We start from the raw sequence: 19,219 nt of genomic DNA, 5'->3' as shown, positions 1-19,219 counted from the left end.
CGTTCGGCAGGCGGCGTCCTTGATATCACCTTCGCCGGGCTGACCGCGGCCATGCCGTGCGCATCGCGCCGGGCCGGGATGCCGGCGGCCGGGAGCAGGCCGGATCAGAGCAAGGGGTACGCGACGAGGTGGAGCGCGTCGGTCCAGTGCGGGTACGGGTGCTCGCCCGGCAACACGGCCGCCGGCCCTGGGGACGACGTCACCGGCCGCGAACGTGGGGACACCGGCGGCGAACACGTACCCGCGTACGGGGCGGGCCGGCTGTTTCCGGCGCACCCCGGCGAGGATGGCCACGAACGCGACGAGACCGACCACGTGGTACAGCAGCGGGCGACCACGCCCTCGGCCGGAAGCAGCGGGCGACCACGCCCTCGGCCGGAAGCAGCGGGTAGCCGCGGCAGATCAACGTCCCCCACCCTCATCCACGCCCAGGCCGGGCGGGTACGGCGGCCGGTGATCGCCCGTATGTCACGCCGCGGGCAGGACGTCGTCGCTCACCACCCGATCGCGGCCCGCGTCCTTGGCCCGGTACAGCGCCCGGTCGGCGCGGGCGAGAAGCTCGTCGCCGCTCTCGACGCCGTCCCACGTCGCGACGCCGGCCGAGAAGGTGCAGCCCATCGGTGTGACCGCGCGGAGGCGCTCGAACAGGCCGGTGACCTCGGCGGTGGTGGCGCCGGGCAGCAGCACCGCGAACTCCTCGCCGCCGTAGCGGGCGAGCACGTCCACCGAGCGCAGGTTCGCCGACCACGCGGCCGACGCCGCGGTGAGCAGCCGGTCGCCCGCCTGGTGGCCGTGCGTGTCGTTGAACGCCTTGAAGTGGTCGAGGTCGAGCACCGCCAGGGCCAGCGGGGCGCCGTGGCGGGCGGCGTACTGCAGCGCCGACGGCAGCGCGGCGTTCCAGGCCCGGCGGTTGGGCAGATTGGTGAGCGGGTCCAGCTGGGCCGCCTCGCGGAACAGGTCGGCGTGCTTCTCCAGCACGACGGCCTGCGCCTGGACCTGCCGGACGAGCATGGTCATGCGGGCGATGACCAGCAGGAACACGGTCACCGAGCCGGCCACGATCGCGTACGCGTCGAGCACCCGCCCGCCGTCGTGGTACGCCTGCCAGGCCAGCAACGCCGGCGCGATCAGCGCGGCGGCGGTGAGCAGCAACAGGCGTCGCAGCGTCATCGGCCGGACCCGCTCCGAACCGGCCGGCCGGCCGATCTCGACCATGCCGGGGTGCAGCGCGCCCGCGCCGAAGGCCACGTAGCCGGTCAGGTACGCGCAGTCGATGAGCCGGCCGCCGAGTGTGCCGGGGTCGTAGTGGGTCTGATTGGCGAAGGACCAGAAGTAGTCGCCGACGAGGAAGACCACCATGTTCGCGGCGACCAGGAAGAACGCGACGTTGCGGGACCCGTCGGCGGTCAGCAGCCAGGCGACCATGGCGAGCAGCAGGAGATCGAGTGCCGGGTACGAGACCGCCATGATCTGGCCGACTAGCCCGAGCGACGCGTCCTCGGCCACCGGCTTCATCAGGAACACCCAGCTCAGCAGCGCGAAGGCACTCGTGATGATCAGGGAGTCGACGAGCGTGGCCCAGTCCCGCCCGGCACTTCGCCGCCGCAGCAGGATCAGCAGCCCGGCCACCTGCACGACATAGCCCAGCAGGTACGGGACGTCGTACGGATGAACCGGGTCGTCGCTCTCCGGGCCGAAGAAGTAGATGACGTCGCCGGCGACGTTGGCCAGCTGGCCGGCCATGAGCAGCCACCAGGCCGCCGCCCCGCCGGGACGGTTGCGCCGGATGCCGACCACGATCGCCGCGGCGCCGGCCACCGCCACGCCGTCCCACGCGAGCATTCCCCACACGTTGTCCGGGAGCCGCAGGTAGACGGCGACGAAGAGCATGCCGAAGATCAGGAAACCTACCCATGCCGGAGGACGCTTCAGCATCTGTGCCGCTTTCTCCCGTCCCGGATGCCCGACGCTTCCCCTGTGTCAGTCGGCGGGACAGACGCGCACCTGAGGCTGTGGGTACCACGGTCCCGCTGTGGCGAAGGCGTTCAGGCCCGATCTCTCGGAGGCGGTGCACGCACGAGCAACCGCTTTCCGCCAGGTCGCGGCTCGGTTCCGGACAGCGCGCGCCGATGAGGGGTCCATGCCCCGACCCGCGTCGCGCGCGGCGGTGATGCGGTCGAAGGAGACGGTGACGCCGTGGATCACGTGGGCCAGGAGACGGCGGAGCCCGCCTGCGCTGAGGGCGACCAGGTCGCTGCCGCTTGTGGGCTGGTGACGGCGACGTTGATTCGGGGCGATCATGACCACGTAGCGGGGAGGGAACCCCTCACCGTCAGGCGGCCTGCTCGCGGCGTTCGGTGATCGAGGCCACCGTCGTCTTGCAGGCTTCGACGTCGCCGACGGTCTCCTCGGCCCGGTCGTGCTTCTGGTACATGTCCCGGTAACGTGCGGCGACGGTGGCGGATCGCCCTCTCCGGCGCCCTCCGCGAGCTGCGTCGCGATGGTCAAGGTGCCGAGGTAGACGCCCTTGCGGGCGCGGCCGCCGTCACGCCGTCGGCCTCAAGCTGCGCGACCAGGCCTGCGAGCCTGGCCGCGTCGCGGGCGGGCATTCGACGCCGGCTCGCCCGCGCGTCGGTCCGGCCGCCGAGCCCCGACAGCCGCGGTGTCATTGGTTGCGGCGCCGGTAGTGGTCGACCACCAGCCAGCCGGCACATGCCAGGGTGACCAGCCCGAATGCGATGCCGGCGAGCGTTGCCCCGATCGCCGAGGCGACGGCGTTGACCGTGAGGCTGACGATCAGCAGCAGCCACAGCGCCGGGCGCAGGCGTCCGATGGGCGGCGGGGCGGACGACGGCTCGGGCGTGCCGTCGACGCGGAAACGGTCGGTCATGGGTCCTCCCTCGACAGTGGGGTGTCGCCCACGCTAGGCAAACCCGAGGCCGGCGACGATCCCGCCACCGCGACGATCGGTGGTACAGCCTGCTGTACTGCCGGGCCACCACCGGTCGCCTATCGTCACTGCGGTGGTGGGCATGCGGCGGCGGTACGTCAACGACCGGGTGCTGGCCGCGGTCGACGCGCTGGAACATCTCGTCGGTGGGCTCGGTACATCGGTGCTGGCCATCGCGACTCTGGTCGGGCTGCTGATCGTGCTCGCCGTCAGCGTGGTCGGTGTCGGGCTGCCGCTGATCCCCGGCGCGCTGCGGATCCTGCGGTCGGTCGCCGACCGCGAGCGGGCCCGCCTGTCCCGCTGGGGCCCGCAGGTCCTCGGCCCGCCGCCCGTGCCGGAGCACGCGCCGGCCGCCCTGCGCGATCCCGCGGTGCGTCGTGAGCTGGCCTGGCTGCCGTTGCACGCCTCGTTCGGGTTCGGGGTGGGCCTGTTCGGCCTGAGCCTGCCGCTCACCGGGGTGCAGAGCCTGACGTTCCCGCTCTGGTACACCCTGGTGCCGCCCGACGAGGGCGGGCCCGGCGTGGCGTACTGGCACGTGGACGGCCTGGCCGACGCGGTCGGCGTGGCCCTGACCGGGGTGGGCTGGCTGGCTGTCCTGCTCGGAGCGGGACAGTGGCTGGCCCGGGCGCAGGCCTGGCCGGGCCGCCGTCTGCTGGCGCCGGCTCCCGGCACCGACCTCACGCTGCGGGTCGCCGAGCTGACCGCGACCCGGGCCGCGGCGCTCGACGCGCATGCCGCCGAGCTGCGCCGCATCGAGCGTTCCCTGCATGACGGTACGCAGAACCGCCTGGTCGCGGTGACCGTGCTGCTCGGCGCGTCCCGGCGTGCGATCGACCGGGACGTGGCGGCGGCCGTGCAGCTCCTCGACCGGGCGCAGCACGCCGCCGAGCAGGCGCTCGCCGAGCTGCGTACGGTGGTGCGGGGCATCCTTCCGCCGGTGCTCGACGACCGGGGGCTGGCCGGCGCGCTCGACGGTCTCGTCGCGGGATGCGCGCTGCCCTGCCGCCTCGACGTCGACCTGCCCGTCCGGTGTGCCGCGTCGGTCGAGGCCACCGCGTACTTCGTGGTGGCCGAGGCGTTGACCAACGCGGTCAAGCACAGCGGCGCCACGGCCGTGTCCGTCTCGGTCCGCCTCGACGGCGACCGGCTGCGGCTCAGCGTCGCCGACGACGGCCGGGGCGGCGCCGACGAGACGGCCGGGTCCGGGCTGGCCGGCATCCGCCGCCGGGTCGAGGCGTCCGACGGGCGGTTCGCCCTGACCAGCCCACCGGGTGGGCCGACGACGATGGACCTGGAGCTGCCGTGCGGATCGTGATCGCCGAGGACGACGCCCTGCTGCGCGAGGGGCTGGCCCTGCTGCTGAGGGCGGAAGGGCTCGACGTGGTGGCCACCGCCGGCACGCCCGCCGAGTTCCTCGCCGCGGTCGGCGAGCACGAGCCGGACGTCGCGATCGTGGACGTGCGGATGCCGCCCACGCACACCGACGAGGGCATCGTCGCGGCCGGGGAGGCGCGCCGGCGGCGTCCCGGTCTGGCCGTGCTGGTGCTCTCCGCGTACGTGGAGCAGGCCTTCGCCACCGAACTGCTGGCCGGCGGCGCCGGGCGGCTGGGCTACCTGCTCAAGGAACGGGTGGGACGGGTGGAGGAGTTCCTCGCCGCGCTGCACCGGGTGGCCGGGGGCGGCACCGCGGTGGATCCGGAGGTGGTCGGGCAGTTGCTGGCACGCAGCCGCCCGGACACCGCGCTGAGCCGGCTCAGCCCGCGTGAGCGGGAGGTGCTGTCGCTGATGGCCGAGGGGCTGGGCAACACCGCCATCGCGGAGCGCCTGTTCGTGACCGAGGGCGCCGTACACAAGAACATCCGCAGCATCTTCGCCAAGCTGGATCTCACCCCGACCGATCGGGCCGACCGGCGGGTCGTCGCCGTGCTGCGCTACCTGGAGGACACGGCTCGGCGGTAGTGCCTGCTGTACCCCGGCTGGGCAGCCGGCGGGATGGGTGCCGGCCGTCGTTTTCCCTAGCGTTTCCCGTGCGCGCACCGCAGTCACCACGCAGGGCAGGGGCACCGGGCATGGCGGCCGGACCCCGGGCGACGCCGCGACCGGCTCGGTCGCCGACCGGGTTCGAGCCGGCCGTACCAGGGACTGTCCGTCCCTGGTACGGCGAGCCGCGCCATGCCACCGTTCGATGTCCCGCACAGCAGAAAGGTTTCGAGTTGGTGCTCACAGTGGACGTGCCGTCCACCATGCTCCATGGTGGCGCGGACGAGGGCTACGGCCCCGTGGTCGATGCGGTCCGGCGCAACTTCGCGGAGAAACGTGAGATCGGGAGCGCGCGGGCGGTGTACCGGGGCGGCCGGAAGGTGGTCGACCTGTGCGGCGGCTACCGCGATGGCGTAGCGCGCGAGGTGGCGCTGCGCCACGCGTGGTCCACCGAGGTGCTCGGCGAGATGCCGCAACGGTGAGGAGCACCTTCGGTGCCCGGCTGCGCGCACATCGGCACGCGGCCGGGCTGACGATGGAACAGCTGGCCGAGGCGTCCGGGGTCAGCGCCCGCGCGATCAGCGACATGGAGCGCGGGCGCAGCGTCGCCCCGCAGCGGCGTACCGTCCAAGCGCTGGCTGGGGCGCTCGCGCTGTCCGAGGCGGACCGCTCGACGTTCCTGGCCGGGCGGACCCGGGCCGCTCCGGCGCGGCCGGCCAGTCGCTGCGCGCTGCCGCGCCCGATCGCTGATTTCACCGGCCGCGGTGGCGAACTCGACCGGCTGGGCCGGGTCGCGGCGCTGGCCCGACCGGCGCCGGCCGCCGCGCCGGTGGCGACGGTGTCCGGGGTGGCCGGGGTGGGCAAGACGGCGTTGGCGGTGCAGGCGGCCCATGCGCTGGGCGAGCGCTTCCCCGGCGGCACGTTCTTCCTCGACCTGCGGGGGATGCACGCCCGTCCGACCGGTCCCGGGGAAGCGCTCGCCCGGCTGCTCGCCGCGCTGGGCGTCCCGGAGGGCGAGACCCCGGTGCACGATGCGGACCGTGCCGGCCTGTACCGGGACCTGCTGCGCGGCCGGCCAGCCCTGGTGGTGCTGGACAACGCCGCGGACGAGGCGCAGGTCCGGCCGATGCTGCCGGGTCCCGGGCCGTCCCTGACCATCGTCACCAGTCGCCGGTTGCTGGCCGGCCTGGACGGCGTGCACCGGCTCAGTCTCGGGCACCTGAGCGCCGAGGACGCGGCCGCGCTGCTGCGGAGCATCGTCGGTGTCGGCCCGCAGCGGCAGGCGGACGCGGTCCGCGAGGTGGTCGAGCTGTGCGGCCGGCTGCCCCTCGCGTTGCGTATCGCCGGCAACCGGCTGACGAGCCGGCCGCAATGGAGCGTGCGGCACCTGGCCGACCGGCTGGCCGACGAGCGCCGGCGACTCGATCAGCTCACCGCCGGGGACCTGCGGCTCGCCGCCGCGTTCAACCTGTCCTACGACCAGCTGTCCCCGTCGGCCCGGTGCCTGTTCCGCCGCCTGTCGCTGCTGCCCTGGCCGGAGTTCGACGCGCGGCTGGCGGCCGTGTTCGGACCGGCCGGCCCGGACGACACCGAGGACGCCCTCGAGGAACTCGTCGAGCTGAGCCTGCTGCAGGCCGAGACGAACGGCCGGTACCGCCTCCACAACCTCATCCGGCTGTTCGCCCGGCAGCGGCTGGCCGAGGAGGAACCGGCCGCCGCGCACGACACGGCGCAGCGGCGCCCGGCCGCCGCGCGCGATACGGCGCAGCGGCGCCCGGCCGGCCGGCTGCCACGACGCCGGGCGCTCGCCGGCTGAAGCCTCCGCGGCCCGGGTGCGGAGGTGCTTCTGCCGCCGGTCACTCCTACGGCGGGGCGGTCATGTCCGACGCCGCCGTCGGCCACGACCACGTCAAGGCGCGCTCCACGTCCCAGGAGCGATCACCACACCCGGCGGCCGGTGGCCGCCGCGGCTACCGGGGAACGCGGGCGGTGACCGCCGGCTCACCGGGGGCCGGGCGCGCCAGGCGCCGGCCGAACTCGTCCGCCGGCGCCGGCCGGGCGAAGTGGAAGCCCTGCGCCCACCGGTAACCGCATCGGGCCAGGGCCGCCGCCTGTTCCGCGGTCTCCACCCCTTCGGCGACGATCTCCAGGTGGGCGGCGTGGGCCAGGGCCAGCACGGCCGCCGGCATCGAGACCTCCGCGCCGGCCCCGCCCGGGCGCAGGAAGGACCGGTCGAGCTTGAGCTGGTCGACCGGGAGCTCGTGGAGCAGGGTCAGCGACGACTGCCCGGTCCCGAAGTCGTCGAGGGCGATGCGCACGCCGAGCCCGCGCAGCGCCCGCAGCTGGGCCGCGGCCTCGGCCACGTCCACCGCGGCGCTCTCGGTGATCTCCAGGGTCAGCCGGTGCGCCGGCACCCCGGTGTCGGCCAGAGCGGCGGCCACCTGGTCGACGAAGCCGGCGTCGGAGAGCTGGCGGGGCGAGACGTTGACGTTGAGCTCGGCGGGCGCGGCGGCGCCGTGCTCCTGCCACCAGGCGGCGAACTGGCGGCACGCCTCGTGCAGGGCCCAGCCGCCGAGCGCGACGATCAGGCCGGTGCGCTCGGCCACCGGGATGAACTCGGCGGGCGAGACGGTCCCGCGGGCCGGGTGCGACCACCGGATCAACGCCTCCACGCCGGCCGTCCGGCCGTCGGCGAGCGACACGATCGGCTGGTACTCCAGGAACATCTGCTGCCCGGCGATGGCCTGCTGCAGCTCGGCGCCCAGTGCCGCGGAGCCCGCCACCGTGCCGCTCATGCCGGGCCGGTAACGCTGCACCCGGCTGCCGCCACCGTGCTTGCCGGCGTACATCGCGATGTCGGCGCGGCGCAGCAACTCGCCGGCCTCGTCGCCGGCGTGGCCGTCGGCGAGGCCGATGCTGGCCCGGACCAGCAGGTGGTGCCCCTCCGCGACGACCGGCTCGGTGAGCACGTCGAGCATCCGGCGGGTCACCTGGTCCGCCTCGTCCGGGGTGACGTCCTCGAGCAGGACGACGAATTCGTCCCCACCGAGCCGGGCCGCCGTGTCGCCCGGCCGGACGCAGGCGAGCAGCCGCTGCGCGACGGCGACCAGCAACACGTCGCCGGCCCGGTGCCCCAGCGTGTCGTTGACGACTTTGAAGTCGTCCAGGTCGATGAGGGCCACCCCGATGCCCCGGCCGGCGGGGTGGCCGGCCAGGGCCGTGGTGAGCCGCGCGGTGAACAGCGCCCGGTTGGGCAGCTGGGTGAGCGGGTCGTGGGTGGCGCTGTGGTCGAGCCGGGCGAGCAGATCGGTGTTCTCCCGGAAGGCGGTCATCTGCCGCCACATCACCAGCGCGGTCAGCGCCACCACGGCGATCGCCGTCGCCACCGTGTCCGAGCCCGACCAGGTCGAGATCAGCAGAAGTACGTCGATGGCGGCGACGGCCAGGTAGGCCAGCCGGCTGAAGGGGCGCCCGGTGGCCTTCCCGCCCGGCGTCCTGCGGGTCACCTCGGTCCGTTGCCACTGTGCGGCGGCCGTCACGCAGACCACGATGGCGGGGAGCGTGAGCTGGACCATGTCCAGGTGCGGGCGACTCTGCACCAGCCCCTGCAGGAGGCTGCTCAGCGCCCCGACCAGCAGGGCGGCCGCGAGCAGGCGCAGGGCCCCGCGGGCGACGTGTGCCTGTCCGGCCAGGGCCACCTTGATCAGCGCGAACACCGTGACGAGTTCCAGCAGCAGGGTGACGGTCATGGCGAGCAGGGTGGCGGGCCGGTAGCCGGCGGTCTCCAGGGCCGGGCGGGCCTCGTAGTGCCAGAGGAACGCGGCGCCGGCGATGAGCACCGTGCCGGCGTCCAGCGCGATGCGCAGCACGTCGCCGCGGCCGGAGGCGCCCATCGGCAGCCGGATCAGGCTCCACAGCAGCAGGCCCATCGTGGCGCCGTACAGCGAGACCGTGACGATGGACATGTGCCGGCCGGCTGCTCCGGCGCTGAGCGAATCGTAGCCGTGCGCGAGCACGCCGGCCCCGGCCATCAGCAGGCAGGTCGCCACGGTGCGCCAGAAGCGGCGGGTGGCGGGCGGCAGGTCCGGCATCCGGGCGACCTGCCGGGACACCACGAACGGAATGATCACCGAGGTGCACGGGGCCACCCACAGCAGGAACAGCGGCTCCCGCGGGGTGGGCACGTTCCAGGCGAACACCACGACGGCGACCACGGCGATGGCCAGCGAGCCGGTGACCGCACGGCTCAGTGGCCGGATCCGGCGCCGCCGGTCCCGGGTCGTCGCCGCGCCGCTCATCGCTGCCTCCCACCGCCGGACATGTCGGCTTTGATCGGTCGGCGCGGCGGCGGGATGAGACAACGTGACGCTTCGCCCGGTCCGGCCGGCCCGTGCCGGGTGGAGCGTCCGGAGCCGCGCCGGTTGTCGCCGGAAGCAGGTTTCGCCGGATCTTGGCTCGGTGTCTGTGTTGTCATTACCTCATCGTGTTCGAATCTTGACTTTCCGTCACGAGATGGGGTGTCCGGTGGCTGCGACAGACCGGTCGGAGAGCCCGGCGCGGCGTCCGTTGCTGGTCGGCAAGGGGTGGATCCAGGCCGTCGCCCTGGTGCTGCTGTGCGGTTTCGCGGTGATGGGGCTGCTCGCCTACCGCACCTACACCGCGGAGCCGCCGATCCCGGACCGGGTGGTCGCCACCGACGGCCGGGTGCTCTACACCGGTCCGGACGTCAGTCGCGGCCAGCAGGTGTTCCTGCACAACGGGCTGATGGAGTACGGGTCGGTCTTCGGGCACGGCGCCTACCTGGGCCCCGACTTCACCGACGACTACCTGCACCGGGCGGCGGAGTCGGTGACCCGCCAGCTCGGCGGCGGCTCCGACGCGGTGGCCCGGCAGGTCGTCCGGGACTTCCAGGCCAACCGGTACGACCCGGCGACCGGGACGCTCACGTTCACCGGTGAGCAGGCCGTGGCGTTCGAGGAGAACGTCGCCCACAACACCGCGTTCTTCGGCGCGAACGACACCAGGCGCGGCCTGCGCCCGAAGGCGATCACCGATCCGACCGAGACCCGGCAGCTGACCGCGTTCTTCTCGTGGAGCGCCTGGGCGGCGTCGGCGCAGCGGCCGGGCAAGAACTACTCGTACACCAACAACTGGCCGCCGGAGCCGCTGGTCGGCAACCAGCCGACGGCGAACGTGGTGGTGTGGAGCGTGCTGTCGCTGGTGGCGTTGCTGGCCGGGATCGGCGCGCTGTTCGCGGTCTTCGGGCGCTGGGGGGACCGGCTCGGCTGGCGGGGCCGGCAGGCCGACACCATCTCGTTCCGCCGGCCGGACGCGGTCACCCTGACCCCGGCGCAGCGGGCCACCGCCTGGTTCTTCCTGGTGACCGGCGTCCTGTTCCTGGCGCAGACGCTGCTGGGCGCGGCCAGCGAGCACTACCGGGCGGACGTCACCAGCTTCTTCGGCATCGACCTGGCCCGGCTGTTGCCGTACAACCTGGTGCGCACCTGGCACCTGCAGCTGGCGCTGTTCTGGGTGTCGGCGGCGTTCCTGGCCGCCGGGATCTTCCTGGCCCCGATCATCGCCGGGCGGGAGCCGAAACGGCAGAACGTGCTGGCCTACGTGCTGCTGGGCGCGGTGGCCGTGGTCGTGTTCGGCAGCCTCGCCGGTGAGGCGATGAGCATCCACGGCGTGTTCTCCGAGCCCGGCTCGTTCTTCGCCAGCCAGGGCTTCGAGTACCTGGACCTGGCCAAGGTGTGGCAGGTGCTGCTGACGCTGGGGCTGTTCGTCTGGGCGGCGATCCTGTTCCGCGGCGTACGGGTACGGCTGGCCCGCGACCACATGGGCAACATGCCGTGGCTGTTCTTCCTGGCCGCGTGCGCGATCCCGGCGTTCTACGCGGTCGGCCTGCTGGTCGACAGCGGCGACAACTTCACCCACGCCGACTTCTGGCGCTTCTGGGTGGTCCACCTGTGGGTGGAGGACTTCCTCGAGCTGTTCACCACGGTGATGGTGGCGTACATCTTCGTGATGCTCGGCGTGATCCGCGAGCGCGTCGCGATGACCGTCATCTACCTCGACGTGGTGCTGTACTCCGCCGGCGGTGTGATCGGCACGATGCACCACCTGTACTTCTCCGGCGAGCCGGCCGAACACATGGCGCTGGGCGCGTTCTTCTCCGCCGCCGAGGTCATCCCGCTGACCTTCCTGACCGTCGAGGCGTGGAGCTTCCTGCAACTCGGCTCGCGGCAGGAGGCCCGGACGGCCACGCCGTTCCCGCACCGGTGGGCGGTGATGTTCCTGGTCGCCGTCGGCTTCTGGAACTTCGTCGGCGCCGGCATCTTCGGGTTCCTGATCAACCTGCCGATCGTGTCCTACTACGAGATCGGCACGGCGCTGACCGCCAACCACGGCCACGCCGCGATGATGGGTGTCTACGGCATGCTGGCCATCGGCCTGGCCCTGTTCTGCCTGCGCTACCTGATCCCGGAGCGGTACTGGCCGGAGCGCCTGGCGACGATCTCGTTCTGGTCGGCGAACATCGGGCTGCTGTGGATGTGTTTCGCCACCCTGCTGCCGCTGGGCGTGCTGCAGCTGTACAAGTCCGTCGACGCCGGCTACCACGCGGCCCGGACCCTGGAGTACGTCACCAACCCCACCAACAGCTTCGTCGAGTGGCTGCGGATGCCCGGCGACATCGTGTTCATCGCCGGCGGCGCGCTGCCCTTCCTCTGGATCTGCTGGCTGGGGGTGCGGCACAGCCTGCGGCGCGGACTGCGCGCCACCCTGGAGGAGCCGGACGACATGCTGTTCACCGACATCACCGTGCCGGCCTCGGACGGCCGCCAGCGGGAGGCGTCCGCGGCGGCCGCGACCAGCGGCGAGCAGAGCTGAGCCCGGCCGTGCACGCGCAGGTCTGGCTCGTCGCCGGTTACGCCGGGCTGATCCTGGCCGCGGCCGGCGCCCTGGAGCGGCTGGCCCGGCACACCGCGGCCCGGTCCGAGCGGTACCGCACCGCCGGCTTCACCTACCACCCCCGGCACGACCTGTGGATGTGCCCGCGCGACGAGCCACTGTGGCCGGCCGAGGTGGACCGGCGGCACCGGCTGATCCGCTACCGGGGCCGGCCCGGCGTCTGCAACGCCTGCCCGGTCAAGGCCGACTGCACCACCTCGCACGCCGGCCGGGAGGTGGTACGGCCGATCGACCCGTGGCCGCACTCCGAGGCCGGCCGGTTCCATCGCGGCGTGTCGGTCACCCTGAGCGCGGTCGCGGCGGCCTTCCCGCTGACCGCCACCGCCGCCTACCACCGGCCCGGCGACCTGGCGGTGCTCGGCCCGGCCGCCGCGCTGGCCGGCTGGCTGCTGTGGCGCTGGGCGGGCGATCTGCGGCGTACCCCGTCGGGGTTTCCGGAGGTCGCCACGGTGCGTCACGACCGGCGGACGACCGCGCCGCACGGCCCGGATCCGGCGGCGCCGACGCGTCAGCGTCCCGGCCGGGCGTGGGGCTTCGACCGGCACCGCTCCGGCAGCGGCTACCGCTCGGTGCGGGCCGCGCGGGCACGCGACCGGAAGGACCGGCCGTGACCGGCCGGTGGGCCGGGCCGGCGCCGGCAGCGCGGAACCGCGGCGCGCAGGACCGGCCGTGATCGGCCTGGGGATCGGCTCCGCCCTGATCGTCGCGGCGGCCCTGGTCGCCGCCGGCTCCCTGCGGGTGCTGCGGGAGTACGAACGCGCGGTCGTCTTCCGCCTCGGCCGCCTGCGCGGCGCCCGCGGCCCGGGCCCGGTGCTGCTGCTGCCGTTGCTGGACCGGATGGAACGGGTGCCGCTGCGCACCATCACCCTGACCATCCCGCCGCAGGAGATCATCACCCGTGACAACGTGCCGGCCCGGGTCAACGCGGTCGCCTACTTCCGCGTCGTCGACCCGGTCCGGGCCATCGTGGAGGTGGAGGCGTATCCGGTCGCCACCTCGCAGATCGCGCAGACCACGCTGCGCAGCGTGCTCGGCCACGCCGACCTGGACACCCTGCTGGCGGAGCGGGAAGAGCTCAACGAGAACCTCCGGGCGATCATCGACGAGCAGACCGGGCCCTGGGGCGTCAAGGTCACCACTGTCGAGATCAAGGACGTCGAGATCCCGGAGGCCATGCAGCGCGCCATGGCCCGGCAGGCGGAGGCCGAGCGGGAGCGCCGCGCCAAGATCATCAACGCCGCCGGGGAGCACGAGGCCGCGCAGGCGTTGGCCGACGCCGCGCACATCCTGGCCGGCAGCCCGTCCGCGCTGCAGCTGCGCTACCTGCAGACCCTGCTGGAGCTGGGCGGTGACCAGCGGACGACGGTGGTCTTCCCGTTACCGATCGACCTGATCGCCCCGTTCCTGCAGCACCCGCCGGCCCCGCGGGCACCGGACGTCGCACCACCGGTCCCGGCGGTGCCGCCGCCGGCGCGCACACCCGGCGGCGCCGAACCGGCCGCCGGCAACGGATCCGCCACGACGACCAGGTCGCCGTAGGACCGGTCACCGGCCCGATCGGCCGCCGACGCGGAACTCCTCCAGCACGGCGAGCACCCGGTCCGCCGCCTCCCGCAGGGCCCGCAGCTCGGCGCCGCCGATGTCGCGGGGCTGCACGTCGCTGACGCAGTGCGCGCCGATGACCGCGCCGTCCGCGGCGACCAGCGGCACGCCGGCGTAGCTGCGGATCCCGGTGTCGGCGAAGATCGACCGGTGCTGGTCGTCCGCCGACCGTGCGGCGTCGGCCACGGTGTAGGCGTCCGCGCCGCGCACCGTGCTCGCGCAGAACGACCAGTCCACGTGCACGGCGCGGTCCGGCTCGTCCGGGCGGCGCTCGTCGTGCAGCCCGGCGAGGTACTGGGCGTAGTCGAGGACGATGGTGACGGCGCCCACGGGCCAGCCGAGCGTGCCCGCGGTGTCCCTGCAGATCTCGTCGAGCCGTCGGCGCAGTTCCGGCCGGAACAGGTCGAACGTGGCGATCGTCGCCAACCGTGCCTGGTCGTCGAGCGCGATGGGCGGGTGCGGCATGGCGGGCCTTTCGAAGCTGCGCCGGCCGGCCGGCGCTGACCGTCGGTACGTCAGACCGATCGACCGGCCCGGCCCGCGGTTGAGCCATTCCGCCGCCCCGGGCGTCGTATGCCTCACCTGAGCCGGCGCCGAGCCGATTCATCCGGCAACGGGTCGCTACGGACGGAGACGGATGAGACGGGGACCGGTACGGGCCACAGGGGTCGAGCGCACGTTCGACGAGGGCCGCCTGATCGTGTCGAAGACCGACCGGAAAGGGATCATCCGGTACGTCAACGCGCTGTTCCTCGAGGTCTCGGCCTACCGGGAGGAGGACATCGTCGGCCAGCCGCACAACGTGATCCGGCACCCGGACATGCCGCGCTGCGTCTTCCGGCTGCTGTGGGACCGGCTGGCCGCGGGCCGGGAGATCTTCGCGTACGTGGTGAACCTCGCCGGTGACGGCAGCCACTACTGGGTGCTGGCGCACGTGACGCCGACCTTCGACCGCGGTGGCGCGGTGACCGGCTACCACTCGAACCGGCGCGCGCCCGGCCGCCCGGCGGTGCAGCGGATCGAACAGCTCTACGCCGACCTGAGCGCGACGGAGCGGCGGCACACCCGTCCGGCCGACGCCATCGAGGCGTCCACCGGGATGCTCGACGCGTACCTGGCGCAGCGCGGCCAGGACTACGACGAGTTCGTGTGGGAGCTCGCCGGCGCGCCCGCGGGAACGGTCCGATGAAGCGGCTCGCCGAGCGCCGCCCGGCCGCCGCCGGCACGGACACCGAACTGCAGGAGTACCGGCAGGCCGTCGAGGAGGTGCTGTCGGTGCTGCTCCGGCTGCAGCAGGGCGACCTGGAGGCGCGGGTGCCGGCGCTGCGCGGGCCGGAGCCGGTGCAGCGCCTGCGGGACGCGTTCAACGATGTCATCGACGTCAACGACGCCTTCATCCGGGAGGCGGTCGCCTCGCTGACCGCCGCCAGCCACGGCGAGTACTACCGGCGGTTCCTGTCGCGCGGCCTGCCCGGCGCCTACGGCGAGGCCGCCGACAGCATCAACGCCGCCCGGGAGCACATGAGCGAGACCGCGGCCGCGGTCGCGCGCGGCACCCGCAAGCGCCTGGAGCTCGCCGACCGGGTGCAGGAGGTGGCCGAACAGGTGGCCGCCGCCTCGACCGAGCTGGGCGCGTCCTCGGACACCCTCTCGACGTCGGCGCGGCAGGCGGTCGACCGGGTGGAGGGGGCGGTCCGGACCGTCCAGAGCCTGGAAGCCTCGTCCGCGGAGATCCACAAGGCGGTGGTGCTGATCAAGCACATCGCCGCGCAGACCCGCCTGCTCGCCCTCAACGCCACCATCGAGGCGGCCCGGGCCGCGGATGCCGGTCGCGGCTTCGCCGTGGTGGCCAGCGAGGTGAAGGCGCTGGCCGACGAGGTCAACCGGTCCTCCGACGACATCGCCTCGCAGGTGGCCACGGCGCAGGGCTCGGCGCACAACGCCGCCGAGGTGATCCACACCATCGCCAACGTGATCGCCGAGATGGAGCAGCAGGTGGCCGGCGTCGCCGCGGCCGCCAACGGCGGGACGGCCGGCGAGGCCGGGCTCTCCCAGATGGCCGAGACGCTGCGCGGTGAGATAGCGAAGCTCGCCGACAGCTGAGCCGCGGGGGCCTCAGGCCCCCGCGGCTCAGCGCAGGGCGTCGCGCAGGAAGGCGGCGGCCTGCGCGGTGGCGGCCCGTGCCGCGTACGTGTCGCGCAGCGCGTCCAGCGTCACGAAGTCGTGGACGGCGCCCTGGTAGCGCACCGCGGTGACCGGGACGCCGGCGGCGCGCAGCCGGGCCGCGTACGCCTCGCCCTCGTCGCGCAGCACGTCCGCCTCCGCGACGATGACCAGCGCCGGTGGCAGCCCGGCGAGCTGTTCCGTGGTCGCCCGCAGCGGGGACGCGGTGATCTCGGCCCGGGCCGGGACGTCCGGGGCGTACTGGTCCCAGAACCACGGCATGGTGTCGCGCCGCAGCCCGTGCCCCTCGGCGAACTGGTGGTACGAGTCGGTGTCGAAGGTCGCGTCGGTGACCGGGTAAAACAGCACCTGCCCGGCCAGCGTCGGGCCGGAGCGCTGCTTGACCATGATGCTCACCGCGGCGGCCAGGTTGCCGCCCGCGCCGTCCCCGGCGACGGCGATCCGGCACGGGTCCAGGCGGTGCCCGGCGCCGTGCACCGCCACCCACTCCAGCGCCGTGTAGATCTCCTCGATCGCGATCGGGTAGCGGGCCTCCGGTGACCGGCTGTAGTCGACGAACACCAGCGCCGAGCCGGAACGTACGGCCAGCTCGCGGACCAGCCGCTCATGGGTGCCGGGGTCGCCGAAAACCCAGCCGCCGCCGTGGGCGTACAGGGTCGCCGGCAGCACGCCGGCCGGGCCGGGCGGCCGGACCAGCCGGATCCGCACCCGGCCGGACGGGCCCCCGGTGATCTCGACGTCCTCGATCTGCGCGGCGGGCAGCGGCACCCCGTCGCCGGACTGCGCCGCGGCGACCGTCTTGCGGCCCTGCTCGACCCCGAGCTCGTGCAGGTACGGCGGCAGCGCGGCGTCCCGCACGAACCGCTCGGCCGCGGGCTCCAGGACGGGCTTCGGGTAGCTCATGGCCTCAGCGTGAAGGACCGCCGGCGGCGCGTCGTCCGTCGAATGACTGCACCGACGGCAGTTGCGCCCGGCGCTTCACCCCGAGGATCGAGTACGCCCTGCTCAGGTGGGTTCCGACGGTGCGCGCGGACAGGCCCAGGCGGGCCGCGATCCGCGCGTTGGTCAGCCCCTGCGCGGCCAGCGCCACCACCTGGCGCTGCTGCGGGGTGAGCCCGCCCCCCGGGGCGCCGCCCGGCCGCGGCGGCGCGGCGGCCGCCGCCAGCTCCGCCTCCGCCCGCTCCCGCCAGGCGGGCAGCCCGGCCGCCGCGAACACGTCCCGGGCGGCGCGCAGCAGCGGGCGGGACTCGGCCGGCCGCTGCCGGCGGCGCAGCCACTGCGCGTAGTCCATCCGGGCCAGGGCCCGCTCGAACGGCCACTGGTCGGTGGCCGGGTCGGCCAGCGCCAGCCGGAAGAACGTCTCGGCGGCCGGATCCGGCCCGGCCAGCAGCGCCCGGGCCCGGTGCCAGATCGCGGACAGCCGCGCCGAGCGCAGGGCCCGCACCCCGGGCTCGGCCGCCGTCACCACGGCGGCCGCCTCGCCGGTACGGTCCACGGCCACCGCGACCAGCGCCAGGTCCGCCAGGCACAGGGCGGCCACCCGGTGGTGGACCGGGCGGCCGGCCCGGTCGTAGTGCCGCCGCAACCGGTGGAACGCCAGCTCGTGCTCGCCCCGGATCCCGGCGATCAGGCCCTGCGCCCGGTCCAGCCGCAGGTCGTGCAGCGCGTGACGGCCCGGCTGGAGGGCGTCGCGGGCGGCGCCGAGGCGGTCGGCGGCATCCGGCTGCTCGCGCAGCACCGCGACCGCGGCCAGCGTGGCCAGGGCACCGGCCCGGGTGTCCGTGGTGATCAGGGCGTGCCGGTCGGCGTCGGTGACCCGCAGCGCCTCCCGGGCGTGCGCGAGCGCCCCGTCCAGGTCGGCGGCGTCGTAGTCGGCCCAGGCCAGCGCGCCGAGCGCGATCGGGCGCAGCAGCCCGCCCGGCGGGTCCAGGGTGACCACCCGGGCCAGGTGCCGGCGGGCCGCCCCGGTCTCGTGCCGGGCCTGGGCCATCGTCCCGAGCGCGACGGCCCGCTCGGCCGGGCTCATCCGGCCGGCCGGGCCGGGCCGGTCGTACTCGTTGATCAGCTGGTGCACCCGGCCGGTGGGGTCGAGGTCGTCGACCACGGCGTGCGCCCAGGCGGTGAGCAGGTCCGCGGTCTCCGCGGCGTCCGGGTGCGCCGGGGACGGCCCGGTGGCCGCCAGCGCGGAGCGGACCTCGGCGCGGATCCGGTCGTCGCCGCGCAGCCACGCGGTCCGCAGCAGGTGCCCGAGACCCCGGGGCTCGCGCGGGCCGGCCGGGGCGAGCTGGCGTTCCCAGGCCGGCTCGCCGGCCAGCCGGGCGTGGTGCGCGGCCAGCCGGGCCCGGATCCGGGCGTGCTCCGGGTCCGGGCTGACCGCGGCGGCCATGGCCAGGGCGTACGTCGCGGCGTGCACCCGGCCGGCCCGGTTCAGGTGCGCGCCGGCCCGTTCCAGCACCGCGGCGCGGGATTCGTCGGGGGCCGGGTCGGCGCGCGCCAGGTGCCAGGCGCGGGCCGGGTCGCCGGCCGGGAGCCGGGCGGCGAGCTCGCGCCGGGCCGCCCGGCGCCGCGCCGAACCGGCCCGCTCCAGCACCGCCGCCCGGATCACCGGGTGGCGGAACCGGCGTCCGGGGCGCAGCACCCCTGCGCCGGCCAGACCGGCCCAGACGGCCGGTTCGGCGGCCCCGGCGAGCGCCGCCGCGACGCGCCGGCCCGGGGTCTCGGCGGCGACCGCGGCCAGCACCGCGGCGCGCAGGTGGACCGGGTCGAGGGTGTCGACGGCCGGGGCCAGGGCGCGGCGCAGCCGGGACGGGACCGGGAGTTCGGTGGCGGTCGGCGGGATCTCGGCGGCCGGGGGCAGGTGCCGGGCCAGCTCGGTGAGGGCGAGCGGGTTCCCGGCGGCCTGCGCGGTCAGCAGCCGGGCCGCCGGGTGCGCGCGCACGCCGGGCAGGCCGGCCAGCAGCCGCTCCGCCTCGGCGCGGCTGAGCCGCCCGAGGTCCACGGTGACGGCCGCTTCGAGGCCTGCGCCCGGTGGGGCGGGCGCCGGGTGGGCGGTGGATGGCGCGAGCGTCGCGGCCAGGACCGGGATGTGCGGCTGGGTGACGATCACGGTACGCGACAGCGCGTCCAGCCGGTCCAGGTCGTCGGCGCACCAGAGGCGGCGTCCCCGGCCGGCCAGATGCTCGGCGAGCAGCGACACCGCCTCGGGCAGCGGGGCCGGCGGCACGTCCGGGGCGTCCGCGCCGAAGAGCCGGGCGAACGCGGCCACGGCGGCCGGCGGCAGCGCGCGCGTCTCGTGCTGCACCGGGGTGAGCAGCCGTTGCAGGCCGGCGCCGGGCAGCGACCGGTCGCCGGGCAGCGCGCGGACCGCGAGCACGGCCACCCCGGTGGCGGCGTGCCGGGCGGCGGCCGCGGCGAGCACGGCGGAGCGGCCGGTGCCCCGCGCGCCGGCCACCCGCACCGAGTGCCCGTCGCGCAGCGCCGCGGCGATCTGATCCAGCTGGGCCGCACGCCCGATCAGCGTCACGGTCGCGC

15 protein-coding genes are annotated in these 19,219 nt (G+C 74.9%); 9 read left to right on the top strand and 6 right to left on the bottom strand.

From position 1 onward, the window contains the following. Positions 1-468 precede the first annotated feature (468 nt). Positions 469-1,935 carry a GGDEF domain-containing protein gene (locus ACTEI_RS29570; RefSeq protein ID WP_122980649.1) on the bottom strand — a complete coding sequence of 489 codons (1,467 nt, stop codon included), beginning with the start codon at positions 1,933-1,935 and terminating at the stop codon, positions 469-471. Between the two features lie 730 nt (positions 1,936-2,665). Further along, positions 2,666-2,890 (bottom strand): hypothetical protein, encoded by a 225-nt coding sequence (locus ACTEI_RS29565; protein ID WP_122980648.1) that lies wholly within the window; start codon positions 2,888-2,890, stop codon positions 2,666-2,668. Between the two features lie 142 nt (positions 2,891-3,032). On the opposite strand from ACTEI_RS29565, the gene ACTEI_RS29560 reads away from it, so the two are divergent. From ACTEI_RS29560 to ACTEI_RS29545, 4 genes are all read left to right on the top strand, one after another. Next, positions 3,033-4,265: a sensor histidine kinase gene (locus ACTEI_RS29560; RefSeq protein WP_122980647.1), complete on the top strand. Its 1,233-nt coding sequence runs from the start codon at positions 3,033-3,035 to the stop codon at positions 4,263-4,265. Next, positions 4,253-4,909, top strand: coding sequence for a response regulator transcription factor (locus tag ACTEI_RS29555; RefSeq protein WP_122980646.1), 657 nt, complete (start codon positions 4,253-4,255; stop codon positions 4,907-4,909). The genes ACTEI_RS29560 and ACTEI_RS29555 overlap by 13 nt, the downstream gene beginning before the upstream one ends. A 254-nt stretch (positions 4,910-5,163) precedes the next feature. Beyond that, positions 5,164-5,412 (top strand): hypothetical protein, encoded by a 249-nt coding sequence (locus tag ACTEI_RS29550; protein ID WP_187645841.1) that lies wholly within the window; start codon positions 5,164-5,166, stop codon positions 5,410-5,412. Beyond that, positions 5,409-6,746, top strand: a complete 1,338-nt coding sequence (locus tag ACTEI_RS29545; protein WP_122980645.1) for a helix-turn-helix domain-containing protein — start codon at positions 5,409-5,411, stop codon at positions 6,744-6,746. Before ACTEI_RS29550 ends, ACTEI_RS29545 begins: the two co-directional genes overlap by 4 nt. A 154-nt stretch (positions 6,747-6,900) precedes the next feature. On the opposite strand, the gene ACTEI_RS29540 is transcribed toward ACTEI_RS29545, so the two are convergent. Then, complete coding sequence (locus ACTEI_RS29540) at positions 6,901-9,228, bottom strand: putative bifunctional diguanylate cyclase/phosphodiesterase (protein ID WP_122980644.1); 2,328 nt, start codon at positions 9,226-9,228, stop codon at positions 6,901-6,903. Positions 9,229-9,454: 226 nt separating this feature from the next. On the opposite strand from ACTEI_RS29540, the gene ACTEI_RS29535 reads away from it, so the two are divergent. From ACTEI_RS29535 to ACTEI_RS29525, 3 genes are read left to right on the top strand one after another with little or no spacing between them, the layout of a single operon-like run. Continuing rightward, positions 9,455-11,821 (top strand): nitric-oxide reductase large subunit, encoded by a 2,367-nt coding sequence (locus tag ACTEI_RS29535; protein WP_203723535.1) that lies wholly within the window; start codon positions 9,455-9,457, stop codon positions 11,819-11,821. A gap of 8 nt (positions 11,822-11,829) precedes the next feature. After that, on the top strand, positions 11,830-12,513 hold the full coding sequence (locus ACTEI_RS29530; protein ID WP_122980642.1) for a hypothetical protein: 684 nt from the start codon (positions 11,830-11,832) through the stop codon (positions 12,511-12,513). A 58-nt stretch (positions 12,514-12,571) separates the two neighbouring features. Continuing rightward, positions 12,572-13,441 (top strand): slipin family protein, encoded by an 870-nt coding sequence (locus tag ACTEI_RS29525; protein ID WP_122982485.1) that lies wholly within the window; start codon positions 12,572-12,574, stop codon positions 13,439-13,441. Between the two features lie 6 nt (positions 13,442-13,447). Here ACTEI_RS29525 and ACTEI_RS29520 read toward each other — a convergent pair whose 3' ends face one another. Beyond that, the gene (locus ACTEI_RS29520) at positions 13,448-13,969 is read right to left on the bottom strand and encodes a GAF domain-containing protein (protein ID WP_122980641.1); all 522 of its coding nucleotides are present in this window, start codon (positions 13,967-13,969) and stop codon (positions 13,448-13,450) included. A gap of 172 nt (positions 13,970-14,141) precedes the next feature. Between ACTEI_RS29520 and ACTEI_RS29515 the strand changes: the two genes are divergently transcribed. Together ACTEI_RS29515 and ACTEI_RS29510 are read left to right on the top strand one after the other, a co-directional pair. Beyond that, positions 14,142-14,693 (top strand): PAS domain-containing protein, encoded by a 552-nt coding sequence (locus ACTEI_RS29515; RefSeq protein ID WP_122980640.1) that lies wholly within the window; start codon positions 14,142-14,144, stop codon positions 14,691-14,693. Next, positions 14,690-15,607: a methyl-accepting chemotaxis protein gene (locus ACTEI_RS29510; protein ID WP_122980639.1), complete on the top strand. Its 918-nt coding sequence runs from the start codon at positions 14,690-14,692 to the stop codon at positions 15,605-15,607. The genes ACTEI_RS29515 and ACTEI_RS29510 overlap by 4 nt, the downstream gene beginning before the upstream one ends. Before the next feature lie 27 nt (positions 15,608-15,634). On the opposite strand, the gene ACTEI_RS29505 is transcribed toward ACTEI_RS29510, so the two are convergent. Both ACTEI_RS29505 and ACTEI_RS29500 read right to left on the bottom strand, forming a co-directional pair. Continuing rightward, entirely contained in the window at positions 15,635-16,591 is a 957-nt protein-coding gene (locus ACTEI_RS29505; protein ID WP_122980638.1) for an alpha/beta hydrolase, read from the bottom strand. Positions 16,592-16,595: 4 nt separating this feature from the next. After that, positions 16,596-19,211, bottom strand: coding sequence for a helix-turn-helix transcriptional regulator (locus tag ACTEI_RS29500; RefSeq protein ID WP_122980637.1), 2,616 nt, complete (start codon positions 19,209-19,211; stop codon positions 16,596-16,598). Positions 19,212-19,219 lie beyond the last annotated feature (8 nt).

Origin of the sequence: Actinoplanes teichomyceticus ATCC 31121 (assembly GCF_003711105.1) — a bacterium.
GTDB classification, from domain to species: domain Bacteria; phylum Actinomycetota; class Actinomycetes; order Mycobacteriales; family Micromonosporaceae; genus Actinoplanes; species Actinoplanes teichomyceticus.
This window is presented reverse-complemented; position numbering and strand designations above follow the sequence as displayed.